At 42.6% G+C, this 15,266-nt stretch carries 13 protein-coding genes; 3 read left to right on the top strand and 10 right to left on the bottom strand.

Annotated features, from left to right (window positions below; translation table 11 throughout):
* Window positions 1–253: 253 nt before the first annotated feature.
* On the top strand, window positions 254–583 hold the full coding sequence (locus tag HWQ36_RS10155) for an RNA-binding protein (RefSeq protein WP_292701478.1): 330 nt from the start codon (window positions 254–256) through the stop codon (window positions 581–583).
* A gap of 177 nt (window positions 584–760) precedes the next feature.
* On the opposite strand, the gene HWQ36_RS10150 is transcribed toward HWQ36_RS10155, so the two are convergent.
* From HWQ36_RS10150 to HWQ36_RS10140, 3 genes are all read right to left on the bottom strand, one after another.
* The gene (locus tag HWQ36_RS10150) at window positions 761–1,144 is read right to left on the bottom strand and encodes a DUF4440 domain-containing protein (protein ID WP_292701476.1); all 384 of its coding nucleotides are present in this window, start codon (window positions 1,142–1,144) and stop codon (window positions 761–763) included.
* Window positions 1,145–1,615: 471 nt separating this feature from the next.
* Window positions 1,616–3,328 carry a diflavin flavoprotein gene (locus HWQ36_RS10145; RefSeq protein WP_292701473.1) on the bottom strand — a complete coding sequence of 571 codons (1,713 nt, stop codon included), beginning with the start codon at window positions 3,326–3,328 and terminating at the stop codon, window positions 1,616–1,618.
* 207 nt (window positions 3,329–3,535) lie between these two features.
* Window positions 3,536–5,260 (bottom strand): diflavin flavoprotein, encoded by a 1,725-nt coding sequence (locus HWQ36_RS10140; protein WP_292701470.1) that lies wholly within the window; start codon window positions 5,258–5,260, stop codon window positions 3,536–3,538.
* A gap of 135 nt (window positions 5,261–5,395) precedes the next feature.
* Between HWQ36_RS10140 and HWQ36_RS10135 the strand changes: the two genes are divergently transcribed.
* Entirely contained in the window at window positions 5,396–6,208 is an 813-nt protein-coding gene (locus tag HWQ36_RS10135) for a pantothenate kinase (RefSeq protein WP_292701466.1), read from the top strand.
* 71 nt (window positions 6,209–6,279) lie between these two features.
* Here the strand turns inward: HWQ36_RS10135 and HWQ36_RS10130 are convergent, their stop codons facing one another.
* A complete protein-coding gene (locus HWQ36_RS10130) occupies window positions 6,280–7,122 on the bottom strand; it encodes an alpha/beta hydrolase (RefSeq protein ID WP_292701463.1) in 843 nt (280 codons plus the stop codon).
* Window positions 7,123–7,412: 290 nt separating this feature from the next.
* A complete protein-coding gene (locus HWQ36_RS10125) occupies window positions 7,413–7,907 on the bottom strand; it encodes an NUDIX hydrolase (protein WP_292701461.1) in 495 nt (164 codons plus the stop codon).
* A 519-nt stretch (window positions 7,908–8,426) separates the two neighbouring features.
* On the opposite strand from HWQ36_RS10125, the gene HWQ36_RS10120 reads away from it, so the two are divergent.
* Entirely contained in the window at window positions 8,427–8,591 is a 165-nt protein-coding gene (locus HWQ36_RS10120) for a hypothetical protein (RefSeq protein WP_167407613.1), read from the top strand.
* A 288-nt stretch (window positions 8,592–8,879) separates the two neighbouring features.
* On the opposite strand, the gene argH is transcribed toward HWQ36_RS10120, so the two are convergent.
* The 5 genes from argH to HWQ36_RS10095 all read right to left on the bottom strand — a co-directional run bounded on the left by argH (window position 8,880) and on the right by HWQ36_RS10095 (window position 15,257).
* Window positions 8,880–10,262, bottom strand: coding sequence for an argininosuccinate lyase (argH, locus tag HWQ36_RS10115; protein ID WP_292701450.1), 1,383 nt, complete (start codon window positions 10,260–10,262; stop codon window positions 8,880–8,882).
* A gap of 81 nt (window positions 10,263–10,343) precedes the next feature.
* Complete coding sequence (locus HWQ36_RS10110; protein ID WP_292701447.1) at window positions 10,344–10,547, bottom strand: hypothetical protein; 204 nt, start codon at window positions 10,545–10,547, stop codon at window positions 10,344–10,346.
* A gap of 106 nt (window positions 10,548–10,653) precedes the next feature.
* A complete protein-coding gene (larB, locus tag HWQ36_RS10105; RefSeq protein ID WP_292701444.1) occupies window positions 10,654–11,442 on the bottom strand; it encodes a nickel pincer cofactor biosynthesis protein LarB in 789 nt (262 codons plus the stop codon).
* A gap of 72 nt (window positions 11,443–11,514) precedes the next feature.
* Window positions 11,515–13,332, bottom strand: a complete 1,818-nt coding sequence (locus tag HWQ36_RS10100; protein ID WP_292701441.1) for an ABC transporter substrate-binding protein — start codon at window positions 13,330–13,332, stop codon at window positions 11,515–11,517.
* A 116-nt stretch (window positions 13,333–13,448) separates the two neighbouring features.
* Window positions 13,449–15,257 carry an ABC transporter substrate-binding protein gene (locus HWQ36_RS10095; protein WP_292701439.1) on the bottom strand — a complete coding sequence of 603 codons (1,809 nt, stop codon included), beginning with the start codon at window positions 15,255–15,257 and terminating at the stop codon, window positions 13,449–13,451.
* Between the last annotated feature and the right edge of the window lie 9 nt (window positions 15,258–15,266).

Here is a 15,266-nt window from a genome sequence, read left to right as displayed (position 1 = left end):
GTAGCTGACGGCTATAGTCTCACCCGTTTTGGAACTACCCAGCACCTAGCTATCAACCTGCAACATAACTTTTTATAACAGTTTTTCAAACTTTCCCCCAGAAAGTCAGTCGCCATGTAAAAATGGGAAGTGAAATGAGAATTAATTCGGCGACAGTGTTTGTTTTTAGTATTGACAGGCTTTTCCCTTTTGGTATTACAGACTTCTCTCCGAAATCTAAATCTCTACAAACTTATGATTTTGGAGACATTTAATGTCAATTTACGTTGGTAACCTCTCCTATGAAGTTACACAAGATGCGCTGAGTGCTGTTTTTGCAGAATATGGTGCTGTAAAACGTGTTCAGCTACCTACAGACCGTGAAACAGGTCGTTTACGCGGCTTTGCTTTCGTGGAAATGAGTTCAGAAGATGAAGAAACAAAAGCCATTGAAGCTCTTGATGGTGCTGAATGGCTGGGTCGTGACCTTAAAGTGAATAAGGCCAAGCCCAGAGAAGACCGAGGTGGTTCCTTCGGTGGTGGTGGTAATCGTGGCGGTGGTGGCGGCGGCTACAACCGTGGTGGTGGTGGTGGTCGCTACTAAACTTAGGCGAAAACCATTTAGTTGAATCTAGAAAAGGCTCAGGCAGAAATGCTTGAGCCTTTTTTATGTAAAACTTGCACTATTAGGACTTACGTAAAGCTATACGCTGTAGGGGCAATTCATGAATTGCTCCTACAGTAAATCAAGGCTTTCACTACTTTTTTGCGTAAGTCATAACTATGATTCTCTAACTAGAGTACCCTGATGAAAAATCATTTTCCATCGATCATTATTCAATTTCCAGATGGAACTTCGCAGCGAATGAACAGGCTGTTCGCCAGATATATGTTTGACTATACGATAGGTTACTAAAACAACTCCTGTTGCCAAAACTAAGGTTTTAAATTCTGTTATGGATCTTTGAGTTAGGGGTTCAATGGGTTCATTCTGCAAGCTGTTGATAGTTTGCTGTTTATCGAAAACACGTCCTGAACTACCGAACTCAATAAACTCGTCAGCAAGTAAGTTCATAACATCTTTAGCTGACTTGCGTACATCCGGTTGAAGCAAACGCTCCTCCAACTTACGGAGAAGCGATTCCTCTAAATAGTCTGCTTTCATTTAGTTGCTGGGGCTGATTATACCTTTGATAAGACGGCTTGCAACTCTCCAATACAACCAGGTTATCAGGCTGTCTCACCGTTTGCGGTTTGTGGCATCGACATCAATCAAGAACTTTTCAGTCATTCTGCTACATTAACCGATTTCTCATATCTTTAGTAATCCAGGGTGTTTCTCTCAAGAGCATAACAAGCAACACAAGACCGATGATCGCTATCACAATGAGGACTAGGCAGCCACCTAACCCCAGCATAAAATCCTTAACACTAGATGCGGAATTTTCTTCAGAGTTTTTTCTTTTGATCACAAATTCGTCTTTTCAAGATTTGCTTCTCAAAGCAGCTCAACCCTCTACCCAAAGGCTTCTAGCTACCCCCTTTTCTAGATAACATCCACAGTTGGAAATTATACAGAATTTTTCCGCGTAACTACCCTTTATGGGGGATTATCCAGAATTTTTCTACAATAAAATTAATAATGAGTTGCCGACTTGCGATGATGCACGGCTGTAACGCCATCATTATCTAACAATTTGCCATTCTCGACGGTCGCATAAACCAGCCAATGGTCGCCAGATTCCATCCGGTTTTGTACAGAACATTCCAGATATGCCAAGGCATCTGTAAGTATAGGAGAACCGTTTTCAGCTTCTTGGGCGGCGACATCAGCAAATCTATCTTGTCCTGGGCCAAAGGGTTTGAGGAAGTGCTTCATCAATCCCAAGTGATTCCCTTCTTTAAGGATATTTAGGACAAATTTGTTTCCTGTATGAGTCAGTGTTTCTACTGCCCGCTCTTTAGCAACGGCTATGGTTAAACCAGGCGGATTAAAGCTAGCTTGAGCTACCCAAGAGGCTAACATGGCACTGGAGCGATCGCCTTCTTTGGCAGTCAGAACGCAAAGAGAACCGACAATGCGACCAACTGCTTGTTCTACAGTAGTAGCAGGTTGACTTGGCGATCGCACTTTTCTAGCTTTTTTTAATGCTTGGGCAAAGTCGGTTCCCGCTTCTTCACACAATTGTAAGGTGGCATCGTCGGGTTTAAATTTCACGCGGATGGTGTCAAAACCAAACCGATAGCCAGCATCTTTTAATTTCCCTTCAATTAAATCAACTGCTTCCCCACTCCAGCCAAAGGAACCAAAAACCCCCGCGAGTTTGTTGTTAGTAGCGGTAGATAGCACAATTCCTAAAGCTGTTTGCACAGGTGTGGGTGCATGACCGCCGAGAGTTGGAGAACCCATAATGAAACCACCAGCTTTTTCCACAGCTGCCCGGATTTCTTCTGGTTCAGTAAATTCGCAGTTAATCGATTCTACAGCAACACCCGCTTTGGTGATGCCACGAGCGATCGCTTGGGCTAATGTAGCTGTATTTCCATAAGCTGATGCATAAATTAACGCTACTGTCAAGTCAGCAGAAGTTTGCTGTTGACTCCATTCTCGATAAGCTTGAGTTAATTCAATTAAGCCATAGCGCACCAAAGGCCCGTGTCCAGTGGCATACATTCTCACGGGAAAATCGGCTAGTTTTTCCAGCGCTGTTTCTACTTGACGGGCGTGGGGAGCCATGAGGCAATCAAAATAATAGCGCCGATCTTCGTTATATATTTCCCAGCCTTCATCAAATACCTGATCTCCGCAAACGTGCGCCCCAAATAACTTATCTGTGTACAAAATTTCTGTTTGCGGATCGTATGTGCAAAGTTGATCTGCATAGCGGGGATTAGGGGTAGGAATAAATTGTAAATTATGCCCGTTACCCAAATCTAGGGTTTCTTCGCCCCGCATAATAAGAATTTGCAAATCTGGATTTTCCAGCGCCCCACGTAAATTTTTCGCCCCTGGATTAGAACACACAAAGGTGATTTGCGGGGCAATTTCTAACAAAGCTTTTAAAGTTGCAGCCCGGTTAGGGTTGACGTGTCCCAAAATTACATAATCTAAGTCTTCGAGATGGAAACGCTGCTGCAACGCTTCTAAATAAATTTCTGTAAACGTTTCCCCCGGAGGGTCAATGATGGCAGTTTTATCGCTTTCGATTAAATAAGAATTAGCAGTTGTACCCTTGGCAAGGGCATATTCAATTTCAAATCTGAGCCTTGACCAACTACGCGATCGCAGTATTCTTGTATCTGTCGCTATTGGATAAACTTGAACATCACGAGGTTTATTTTTTGACATAGGGAGTAGGGAGTAGGTAATTAAGAAGTTCGCAATCACCACTCTCTATGGAAGTAGGGAGTAGGGAATGGGGAGTAGGGAATAAGAAGTCGCAATCACCACTCCCTATTCCCTTTTTTTTATAATGCTTTCTGACATGACTTTTGGGGTAAGGGCAATAAGAAGTAGGAAACACCACTCCCTACTCCCTACTCCCCACTCCCCCTCTTAATAATGATTACCAACTTTGCGGTGATGCACAGCAGTTAAAGCATCGGGTTTAGAAACTCGTCCGGCGTAAACGGTGCTGTATACTGCCCAATGGTCGCCGCAATCCATTCTACTGACGACTTCGCACTCCATGTAGGCGAGGGCATCGTTGAGGATGGGGGCACCGTTTTCGGCTGGCTGGGTTCTCACTCCTTCAAAGCGATCAGCACCAGGGGCGAATCGTTTCAAAAAGTGCTTCATGAGTGGTTGGAAATTGCCTTCTTCTAAGACGTTGAGAACAAAGCGATCGCCTACTTGCATGAGTGATTCAATTGCCCGATCTTTGGCGACTGCAATAGAAAATCCCAAGGGTTTGAAGCTGGCTTGATTTACCCACGAGGCTAGCATGGCACTGGATACATCACCTTTTTTGGCAGTAATAATATACAGTCCGCCACTGAGTCTACCGAGTGCTTTATCTAAGTCAGCACCAAGAGATTTCATAGCTTTGATGCTGCGATCGCGTGTTACCCATTGAGCTAAGTCTGTACCCGCTTCTTCACATAGCTTGTAGGTATTCTCTGTAGGCGTTTGTTTAATCCGAATGGCTGGAAAAACTGTTGTCAAACCCAAATTGCGAAATTTACTCAGCAAAGGATCTATCGGCTCATCATCGCCACCACCACTTTCAAACACGCCAATAGCTTGCTTTTCTTTGGCAGATCCTAAAACTGTGCTGAGTGCAGATTGGATGCTGGCAGCACCAGAAGCCGGAGGTAAACCAACAATTAGCCCTGCACAACGGCTAACTAGTTCCCGCAGTTCTTGTAAATCGACTTCAGATCCCAAATCGACAATTTCCACGGCGACACCGGTTTTACCGATACCGTTGGCAATTGCTTGGGCGAGGCGATCGCTATATCCGTATTCGGAAACGTAAAATATGCCAATTACCGTTTCTGGCTTGGCTTGCGTTTGACTCCAAGTGCGGTAACGTCCAACTAGTTCCTCAACATTGTGAGATAATAATGGGCCGTGTCCTGTGGCAATCATATTGATGGTTTTCAATTCCGCCATCCGCTTCAGGGCAGACAAAACCGACCGGGCATTTGGCCCCATCAAGCAATCGTAGTAATAATGAAAGTCTTCTTCGATCGCAGCTAAGTCTTCATCAAAGGTGCTATCTGAGCAATAGTGCAACCCAAAAGCATCGCAGGTGTAGAGAGTTTTAGTTTTGTGGTCGAAGCTGAAAATGGTATCTGGCCAGTGTAAATTTGGGGCAATCACGAATTCAAATTCATGACCATTGCCCAAATCTAAGCGATCGCCATTTTTCACAATCCGCCGCTTAAATGGCTGATGTACGAAATCCTCAAGAAACTGAATCGCCACCTTAGAACCGACAACGGTAATTTCTGGAGCTATTTGCAGCAAATCTTTAACCAAACCGCTATGGTCTGGCTCAGTGTGGCTGATAATCAAATAATCAATATCGATTGGGTTGATTAGTCCGGTGAGCGTATCAAAATATAGTTGACGAAACTTTTCGTGGGAGGTATCAACTAAAGCAGTCTGCTCCCCACGGATGAGAAACGAGTTATAAGTAGTGCCGTTTTGCAAACCAAACTCAATATCGAAGCGATCGCGATCCCAGTCCAAAGAGCGAATAGCCGTCGTCTCTTGACCGATTTCCACAGTCTGTATGGTGAGCCGTTTTTCAGTTTTTTCGGTGAGCGCTACCATAACTCCCTCCTTGACACAATGAGTATTTGTTCCTCTTCTTTATATTGTTACACGGGATGAATGTTAATTTTTATTAAAAAATCTATAGTTGACTTAAAAAAGTTAAAAGTGTGAAACCGGAGAGGGATTGGGGGGATGAGGGGGATAGAGGAAATTTGGCTAGCTTTGGAAATTGGGAACTCTCGGCTACATTGGGCGTTATTTATTAGGGAGACGCTTTACTCAGCTTGGGATACTGACCATTTTCCTGAGCATCTTATACAACAGTTGGCTGAATGTCAAACCCTGGATCATTTACTACTGGCAATTTCTCCACCCCATCAGAAAATTAGGGTAGAAAATACTTCCTCATCCCCCCCTCCCTTAGTTATCGCCTCCGTAGTTCCCAGTCAAACTGCTATTTGGCAAACTTACCCAAATACTCATGTTATTACATTAGACAAAATACCACTAAAAGGTGTTTATACCACACTCGGAATTGACCGCGCCTTAGCTTTGTGGGGTGCGGGGAAAACTTGGGGTTTTCCAATGTTGGTAATTGATGCTGGGACAGCGCTAACTTTTACGGCTGCGGATGCTAATGAGTGTCTAGTTGGAGGTGCAATTTTGCCAGGATTAGGTTTGCAATTTGCAAGTCTTGGTCAACAAACAGGACAATTACCATTAGTAGAGACGCGGAATTTTGCGTCTTTACCCCCACGTTTTGCTCTAACTACTATAGAAGCTATTCAAAGTGGGGTAATTTACACATTAATAGCTGGAATTAAAGATTTTGTTGAAGCATGGTGGAATTTGTTTCCTAATGGAAAGATTGCGATTAAAGGGGGCGATCGCATTTTATTACTAAACTATCTACAAGCCTTACATCCTGAAATTACAGCACCTTTAATTGTAGAACCGAATTTGATATTTTGGGGAATAGGGGAAATAGTAATGGGGAATAAGTAATCTTGAAACACATATCACGGTTTGAGAGCGAAGAAATATGTGTAGTGGATTGGCAACAAACCCTGAATGAGCTAGTTTAATTCGTTTAAATTATGGTTTTTTAAAATACCTTGAATAAACTCCCCAATCTCAATCGCTACAACCCCAGCGCAAGATTCTGGTAAGTCGTTTCCAGCATGGGAAATCATTTTCAACTCAACTTTCGGCATCAGTTGAGCATAAACCCGACCTTTGGCTAAAGCTTCTGGCGTATCTTGACCACCTTGTAAAATAAAACCCGGCACATCTATCATATAAAGCCGCTTTTGCACTAATTCCGCTTCAATTTCTATTTGTCGCCGTTTGAAAAGTAACTGGCAACCTCTGGGATAAGGCAATAGCGACTGACGCAGCTGCAAGTCTTGTGCAATTTTTTCATGCCAACCCAGGATTTTAGTGAACGGAGTTAGCGATCGCAACAATTGAACTATTAGTGGTGGATAATTCAATAATCGCCGCATCTTCTGGCAATACTCTTCCTGTCCTGCTATCTCTACGCCTTCTGGTGCAAGCAGTACCAAACCATCAATTTTCTCAGGGTATTTTAAAGCATAACTAGCAGCAATCCAACCCCCAAGAGAATGTCCTACTAAATATACTTTTTCTAGCTTGACAGCTTGCAGAAATTCAGCTAGACACTCTACTTGTAAATCTATCGAATGGTGGATATTTGGATTCTCTGACTCACCAAACCCTAACAAATCAGGTGCAAAGCAATGGAAATCTTGTGCAAGGGACTCCATCACAGATAACCATTGACTGCTTTCATTCCAAGCACCATGCAAAAAAATTATAGGAGTTTTTTCACCAATTTCACGCCAGAATACCAGCCCTTGAGAGAGCTTTATCCGGGAGTTACGGAATAGTGTATTCATTTTAATTTAGTAGTTAACTTTTAGCACCATAATAAATAGTCATTGGTCATTAGTCATTGGTCATTAGTCATTAGTTTTGGACAAATTATAAATAGAGAAGTCTGAGCCGAACGCGAACAGCGTCTCGTTGGCGCGGCCTCTCGTAGAGAAGAGAGGCTTCTTAAATCAGAACTTTGGCGGCGGCAAATGACAAATACTTCGGCTTTGCCCTTCGGCTACGCTCAGGACAGGCTCGGCACGAGTCGCTCAGTACAAATGACAAATGACCAATGACAAATGACAAAATATTGTTATGCCAGTGTTGTCAAGCCATTTAAGTAGTCTTGCAACTGCCTAGTATGGTCATGAGACATCTGTCCTGAAGGTAGCAAATTAGGAGAGAAAGCTTGGATTTCCATGACTTCCAAAGTATCTTGAATCTCCATTGTCCCATGCACCTCGGCTTCAACCACAATACAAATTGAATGGATTCTGGGATCGCGGTCTGGTGCGGAGTAAACTCCTACCAAACGGTTAATTTTCACCAATTCTAGCCCTGTTTCCTCGATCAATTCCCGGCGGACTGTTTTGGGAATATCTTCTCCCCAATCCACTATGCCTCCAGGCAATGCCCAAAGACCATCATCACGCCGTCGGATCAGTACTATCCGACCATCGGGTAAAATTGGAATGATACTAGTACCAGTAATGGGATGACGAAATATAATACCCAGTACTGTTTGTCCAATACGCCATAAGTTACGTGTGGACTGGACAGCTGCCGGAAAAAAAGCAATAACGTTCAATCTTCAAAATTTATATGTTGTATTCTATATTTCTCTAACACTTACATAAACTCAACTCATAAAATTTCGTTGAGTTTTATTTTATACAAAAATGTTTGTGGTTTGAGATTTTATTCTCACGATTTACGTAGAATATTATTAATCTTAACATTAAGTTTCAATAGAAGCACTGTATTTATATATACATAGTATTTGTTAAGTCAGAAAACTTTTCAGTTTATAAATAACATTAGTCTTGCTCAAACCAGTGATAATTAATATTTTTTCAGCACACTTTTACTTAGCTAATTTACATATCTTTGGTGTATTTGAATCTAAGAAAAGGTATTTTTCGTCTAGCTCGTGGGAATAATTCTAAATTGTTATTGACAAAATAAGGTAAAACGCGGTAGACTAGTACACTGTTTAAAGCGTATTGATTGCTGCACTAGGCTACAAGTATATCAATAATATTGGTAGCTAATATTGCCTACGTGATGCCTAGTTGCTACTCTTTTGTTGTTTATTAATGAGGTGAACATGGCCAAGCGCCGTAACCCGAAAAAAGAAAAGGCGCTACGGAACCAGGCGTATGCCAGAAAGTTTCGTAAACGAACTACGACAGGAAGAATGCAGAGAAGGTTCCAACAAAGACCACCTAAGAGTGAAGAAGAAGAAGGAGCAGCAGCAGCTGACACTGAATAAGCTGTCTGCTTAAATCCTTTTTATTTAGATTATTTATTGTTTAGGGCGTACAAATGTGCGCCCTTATTTATTTTTGAGAATGGGGCATGGGGCATCCCTTGTTACCTCGGCTCCGCCCTTCGGCTACGCTCAGGACAGGCTCGGCACGAGTCGCTCTGTGCAAGTGGGCATTGGGCATTGGGCACTTGTACTGAGCGAAGTCGAAGTATTGGGCATGGGGCATGGTTATTTTCTTTGTCCTCCTTGTCTCCCTTGTCTCCCTTGTCTCCCCACTCCCCACTCCCTGTATTAGTCAATTTGAGCGCGGGCGGCTATGAGTGCTTTGCTAACCTGTACAAAGCCAGTACCACCATAGCTGTTGCGGGCTGCCACAACTTGACGGGGGGATATTGCCTCATAAATATCTGCTGCAAATGCCGGATGTAGTTGCTGCCATTCTTCCAATTTCAAATCTTTCAGGAGTTTACCTGCGGCAATACTAGTTTTTACCACTTTACCCACAAGGTTGTAAGCTTCCCGGAAAGGAACGCCCCGTGCTGCTAGATAATCTGCTACATCGGTAGCGTTAGAAAAATCTTCGGTTACGGCTTCTGCTAAACGCTGGGTACGAAACTCTAAGCCCTCCCTGAGCAAAATTGTCATTGCTTCTAGAGAGGCTTTGACTGTGTTGACGCTATCAAATAGACCTTCTTTATCTTCTTGCAGGTCTTTGTTATATGCCAGAGGTAGCCCTTTCATAATCACCAACATCGCTTGTAGATGACCAAATACACGCCCTGTTTTCCCCCGCACGAGTTCTGGTACATCGGGGTTTTTCTTTTGGGGCATGATACTGGAACCTGTGGCACAGCTATCTTTGAGGATGACAAAACGGAATTCTTCAGATGACCAAAGAATGACTTCTTCTGCAAGGCGGCTGAGGTGAACCATAATCAAGCTAGCAGCACACAAGAATTCGATCGCAAAATCGCGATCGCTCACTCCATCGAGGCTGTTAGCATAAATATCGTCAAAATCCAATAGTTTGGCTGTGTAGTGGCGATCGATAGGGAAAGTGGTTCCCGCTAAAGCACCGCACCCTAAAGGTGAGATATTGACGCGGCGAGAAACATCTCCTAAGCGTTCCCAGTCGCGTTGCGCCATTTGAAAGTATGCCAAGAGATGGTGAGCTAAACTCACTGGTTGAGCGCGTTGGAGATGGGTATAGCCTGGGATCAAAGTTTCGACGTGCTTTTGGGCTATATCGAGTAGAACACCTTGAAATTCTCGCAATTCACTTTTGATTTGCTGGATTTGGTCGCGGAGGTAGAGTCTAGTATCAGTACCAACTTGGTCATTACGCGATCGCGCCGTATGCAGTTTTTTACCTACATCGCCGACAATTTCTGTCAGTCGTTTTTCAACTGCAAAATGTACGTCTTCAGCATCGACACCAGGCTGAAATTTACCCTGGCGGTATTCTTGGCGAATTTGTTCTAAACCTGCAACCAGTTGCTCGCCTTCTTGTTGGGAGATTATGCCCGTGTGAGCAAGCATTTTTGCATGAGCTTGAGAACCAGTCAGGTCATATTCTATTAATTCAATATCAAAACCTATACTGGCATTAAAACGAGCGATCGCCGGATGCAACGCTGATTCAAACCTCTGGCTCCAAGTTTCTTTTTTGGTCATAAATGATCGGGGAGGGGCATCAATTTTGGATTTTAGATTTTGGATTAATCTAAAATCTAAAATCCAAAATCTAAAATTACTTTAACCGTAGCTAGTTAGATTCCGAATCATATAGCCAATGACTAAACCAATCAACAATGCCCACACTTGACCTGTTTGTATAAAGTGGCTCCAAGATTTTTGAAACTGACCCATTAGGTCTGGGTCGGTTATTGTTTGTGCTAATGTCCAATTTACAGGCAAATGCCAAATAAACTGAGATATCAAATCGCTGTAATGGCTCATGTTTGGTGATTATAAGTTAAGGGTGGCAAAATCCAGCATCAGTTTATTTTTCAGATAAATTACTGATAACGTACTGAAATATTGCGTGTAACTTTAATGTCTTAACTCAAGATTCAGCCGATGCCAACCGCAATTTCTCGGCAGTTCGCAAAATTTGCCCCGCCAAAACTGCTGCACCAAAACCATTATCGATATTTACTACGCCTACTCCCGCAGCACAAGAGTTAAGCATTGTCAATAAAGGTGCTAAACCGCCAAAACTTGCGCCATAGCCGATGCTGGTGGGTACGGCAATCACAGGACAACTCGCTAAACCCGCGACAACGCTGGGTAAAGCGCCTTCCATCCCTGCCACGACAATTAATACTGATGCTGACTCAATCAGATGGCGGTTACTCAATAAACGGTGAATCCCCGCAACGCCAACATCCCAGAGGCGCTGGACGCGGAAACCAGAAAGTTCAGCAGTGACGGCGGCTTCTTCAGCAACGGGTAAATCGGCAGTACCAGCAGAAAGAATGGCAATTTCACCCGCAAATTGTGGTTCGATGTTAGGAGGAGCGATCGCACAAATTCGCGCCGATTCGTAATATCGCAAATCGCTAACTTTTGATTCCAGTGCGGCATAAACTGCTGGTTCAATGCGAGTTGCCATCACTACTGGGTTGCGGAGGCGCATTACTTCCATAATTTGGGCAATTTGATCGGGAGTTTTACCAGGCCCCCAAATCACTTCGGGGAAACCAGTTCTTAGCTGGCGATGGTGGTCAATTTTGGCAAACTCACCCACGGACTCATAAGTTAAGTCTTTGAGTGAGTCTAATGCCGTATCTGGCGTAACTTTACCATTGGCGACTGCTTCGAGGAGCGATCGCAAAGTTTCATTTTGAGACACTGGTCAGTTGTTTTGATTTTATAAATGTTGGCAAAGGTGCCACCAAGGGCGGAGATTTTAATACTTTAAACTCTATTCTGTTACTTTCAGTTCATATTTGTTCCACATCGTTCCTTTTTGAGAACCTAGTGCAGAAAATTTGACGTTTTGGATGCGATCGCGCACTGCTACCAAAGATAAAGGATTCACTAAATAAATGTAAGGCAAATATTCCTGAGAGAGACGTTGAGTTTTAGCGTAAATTTCTTTGCGCTTTCCTTCGTCTAACTCTCGTGCTGCTTGAATGTAAAGACGACCAATTTCCGCCTCCCAATCTGCAACTTCCCAACCAATAAGTTGTTCTTGTCCTGCTTGAAGTTTCTGATTGAAGGTGTGTAATCCGCCTGACGGCAACCAAACATTAGCCCCGTCATTTGGTTCAATCCCTCCAATAAAGCCTAGCAGATAACATTCCCAATCGAGGGAATTAGAAAGTTTGTCTGTGAGAGTATTGAAAGCAATTGGATTAAAATCAACTTGAATGCCGATTTTACTCAAATCTTGCTTAATTTGCGCTCCCATTAACACACGAGTTTTATTTTCAGCATTCGTTAATAAACTGAAGCGCACACGATTACCATCAGCATCTAGTAACTGTTTATTAAGATTATATTTAAAACCTGCACTTAATAGTAATTTTTTAGCCTTTTCTTGATTATATTCATAAACTTTGAGACCTTTTTCTGGAGGAAAATAGTAAGGACTTTGAATTTCTATCGGCGAATTTTGCAACACACCAATTCCCCGGAAAACGTTATTTAGCATTGCTTGACGATCGATTGCATGGGCAACGGCTTGCCTAAAAGCCAGGGTATTAAACCAACGGGATTTAATTGAGTCAATCACAGGCTGTCCATTTTGCCGCCGACCTTTATTGAGATTAAATGAAATATAAGTATTGCTAAATTCTGGCCCCCCATTGTAGATAGTAAACTTTCCTCGCTTTTCTTCGCGCTTAAGTAGTGAAAAGTTTTCAGGAGAAACAGTAACTGTATCCAATCCTCCAGAGCGAAACTGAAGAATTATAGTATCTGTAGATTCAACAATTTGCCAAACAATACGTTCAACATAAGGTAACTGATTCCCTTGGCTATCTTTGCGCCAATAATAAGGATTGCGCCGAAATACCACACGCTGACTGGAAGTATAACTTTCAATTTTATAAGCACCGTTGACAATAATTTTACTGGGTTCTGTATCAGTTCCCCAAGTAGATAGAAACTTGGAATTACCTTTAGCATCTTTAGATTTCAATGATTCAGCTAAAGCATGTTTTGGCAAAATTCCAACTGAATTTGTTGATGCTCCGCTTGTGGTAGAAAGGAAAGGAGCAAAAGGCTCAGGTAGAATAAATTCAATTTGGCGATCGCCGATTTTTCTGATTTTAGGAAAACTACCACTAGAACCAATTTTAAGACTATCTTTCCAATCGGTAGAAATCTGTGGATTGAAAATCACATCCTCATAGGTAAAGATAACATCATCTACGGTCAGTGGTTCGCCATCTGACCATTTCAAGTTTTCTCGTAAAGTAAAAGCGACTCGCTTTTGATCATCAGAAATATCCCACGATTCAGCTAAAGCTGGCTCAATTTTGCCTGTAATTCCATTGAGGGTAGTTAGTCCTTCCGTCGTGAACAAAAAAACATGAGGATATTCCTGATTGAAGGCATAGTTAAAAGTTTTTGGATCGCCAATAGTGCTTGTAACCCATTGGGATACTTGCGCCGCCTTACTCTTAAAATTAATTGGGTTGCAACTGATCAGAGCTATCTGACAAATCAAGAATAGACTGAGTGTCACTAAAACCGTCAACCCACGGTGGCGGGTAGGCAAGAGGGCAAAAATCATGGGACTGAAACACTAAACTGTTTGCATGATACACCTCATCAAAGCAATGCTGAGTCCTGAGTAGGAAGAAGAAGAGTCAAGAGGCGCAGAACTGGCTCTCCCATTGTCCATGAAAATTAACTAGCTTTTTTATCGGCTACTTTGAATTCATAAATGTTCCAGTTGTAACTTGAAGGTGAAGGGGCAATGGCAGAGTATTTTACGTTCTCAATGGTATTACGCACGGCTACTAAAGCTAGTGAATTGAATAGATGAATAAAAGGCAGATACTCTTGTGAGAGTTGTTGTGTTTCTGCATAGATAGCTTTGCGTTTTGTTTCATCGAACTCTCTTGCCCCTTGGATGTAGAGGTCTTCAATTTTCTGCTCCCAATCGGTAGCTTTCCAACCTAGCGTTGGGGATTGTCCGGCTTGAGCTTTCTGATTAAATACATGAAAGTTACCTTCTACAGACCAGACATTGAAACCATCTTGCGGCTCAATACCACCAGTGATGGCTCCATACCAACATTCCCAATCTAGGGTGTTAGATATTTTTTCTCCAATAATACTGAAGTCAAGAAATTGTAAATCAACTTTAATACCTATCTTGCCGAGATCCTGTTGGATTTTTGGTGTGATTGTCGGTCTATTACCAGCAACAGCCATCATTGTGAAGCGCACTCGATTGCCATCTGCATCTAACAGTTGACCTTTATCATCGTATTTAAATCCCGCTCCTAATAAAAGTTGTTTAGCTTTTTCTGGATTGTAGTTATATGTTTTTAAACCTTCTTTTGGAGACAAATAATAGGGACTGGGAACAGAAATTGGAGAGTCTTGCGGTTCACCCAATCCCCGCAAAGTATTATTGATCATCGTTTGACGATCAATAGCGTAGGCGACAGCCTGTCTAAAAGCAACGTTGTTAAAAAAGCGGGACTTAATGGGATCTACAACAGGCTTGCCATTGCGACTACCTTTGTTGAGATTGAAAGTTATAAAACTTGTTCCAGAGTCAGACCCAGCATTTTTAATAGTAAAGTTACCCCGTTTTTCTTGACGCTTGAGCAATTGAAAACTTCCAGGGCCAATTTCTAGTAAATCTAACCCTCCAGAACGAAATTGCAGCAAAGCTGTATCAGGCGATTCCACAATTTGCCAAATTACACGTTCAATATATGGCAGTTGTTTTCCTTGTGCATCTGTGCGCCAGTAGTAAGGGTTGCGCCGAAATGTTAAGCGTTGATTGGTTGAATAACTCTCGATTGTGTAAGGGCCATTAACAATAATTTTTTTGGGATCTGTGTCGGTTCCCCAAGTGGACATAAACACTGGCTTACCGTCAGAGTTTTTGCCTTCCACTGCTGCACGCAGGGCGTGTTCTGGTAGGATTCCTACCCCTGCTGCGATCGATCGCAAAAAAGGAGAAAACGGTTCTGGTAGAATAAATTCTACTCGGCGTTCATCGACTTTGCGGACTTTGAGAAAAGCCTTACTGATACCAATGCGGAGAGCATCTTGGGTATAAGTGGGAATGCGCTTGTTCATGTAGATGTCATTGAAAGAGAAAACGACATCATCGGCTGTTAATGGCTTGCCATCCGACCACTTCAATCCTTCTCGCAAGGTAAAGACAAACCGCAGTTTGTCTGGGGAAAGTTCCCAAGATTCAGCCAAAGCTGGCTCAATTTCCTTAGTTATTCCGTTTTGAGTGGCTAATGCTTCATAAGTGAAACTAGAAATATTGGGAGATTCTTGGATCAAGGCGTAGTTAAAGGTTTTAGGGTCAGTCGTAGTAGAAACCACCAACTGGGGAACTTGTGCAGCTGCGGTTTTAAAGTTAGATGGATTGCACGCGGTAACTGTAGTTGCTGTTGCCAAAACCAGAATTATTGGTAAGCAAAAACTTTTAATTGCCAGAAATATTTTGCTAAAAAATTTCATACCTTTCAA

Source organism: Nostoc sp. NMS2, assembly GCF_017115105.1.
In the GTDB taxonomy this organism is placed as follows: domain Bacteria; phylum Cyanobacteriota; class Cyanobacteriia; order Cyanobacteriales; family Nostocaceae; genus Nostoc.
Note: the sequence above shows the minus strand (reverse complement) of the source record. Positions and strands in the feature narration are given on the sequence as shown.

Bases quoted from the DNA above. Each gene is read 5' to 3' on its own strand.
- HWQ36_RS10130 (WP_292701463.1), bottom strand. From the start codon at position 7,122: ATGAATACACTATTCCGTAACTCCCGGATAAAGCTCTCTCAAGGGCTG.
- HWQ36_RS10120 (WP_167407613.1), top strand. From the start codon at position 8,427: ATGGCCAAGCGCCGTAACCCGAAAAAAGAAAAGGCGCTACGGAACCAG.
- HWQ36_RS10135 (WP_292701466.1), top strand. From the start codon at position 5,396: ATGAGGGGGATAGAGGAAATTTGGCTAGCTTTGGAAATTGGGAACTCT.
- HWQ36_RS10150 (WP_292701476.1), bottom strand. From the start codon at position 1,144: ATGAAAGCAGACTATTTAGAGGAATCGCTTCTCCGTAAGTTGGAGGAG.
- HWQ36_RS10110 (WP_292701447.1), bottom strand. From the start codon at position 10,547: ATGAGCCATTACAGCGATTTGATATCTCAGTTTATTTGGCATTTGCCT.
- argH (WP_292701450.1), bottom strand. From the start codon at position 10,262: ATGACCAAAAAAGAAACTTGGAGCCAGAGGTTTGAATCAGCGTTGCAT.
- HWQ36_RS10140 (WP_292701470.1), bottom strand. From the start codon at position 5,260: ATGGTAGCGCTCACCGAAAAAACTGAAAAACGGCTCACCATACAGACT.
- HWQ36_RS10155 (WP_292701478.1), top strand. From the start codon at position 254: ATGTCAATTTACGTTGGTAACCTCTCCTATGAAGTTACACAAGATGCG.
- HWQ36_RS10100 (WP_292701441.1), bottom strand. From the start codon at position 13,332: ATGATTTTTGCCCTCTTGCCTACCCGCCACCGTGGGTTGACGGTTTTA.
- HWQ36_RS10145 (WP_292701473.1), bottom strand. From the start codon at position 3,328: ATGTCAAAAAATAAACCTCGTGATGTTCAAGTTTATCCAATAGCGACA.
- HWQ36_RS10095 (WP_292701439.1), bottom strand. From the start codon at position 15,257: ATGAAATTTTTTAGCAAAATATTTCTGGCAATTAAAAGTTTTTGCTTA.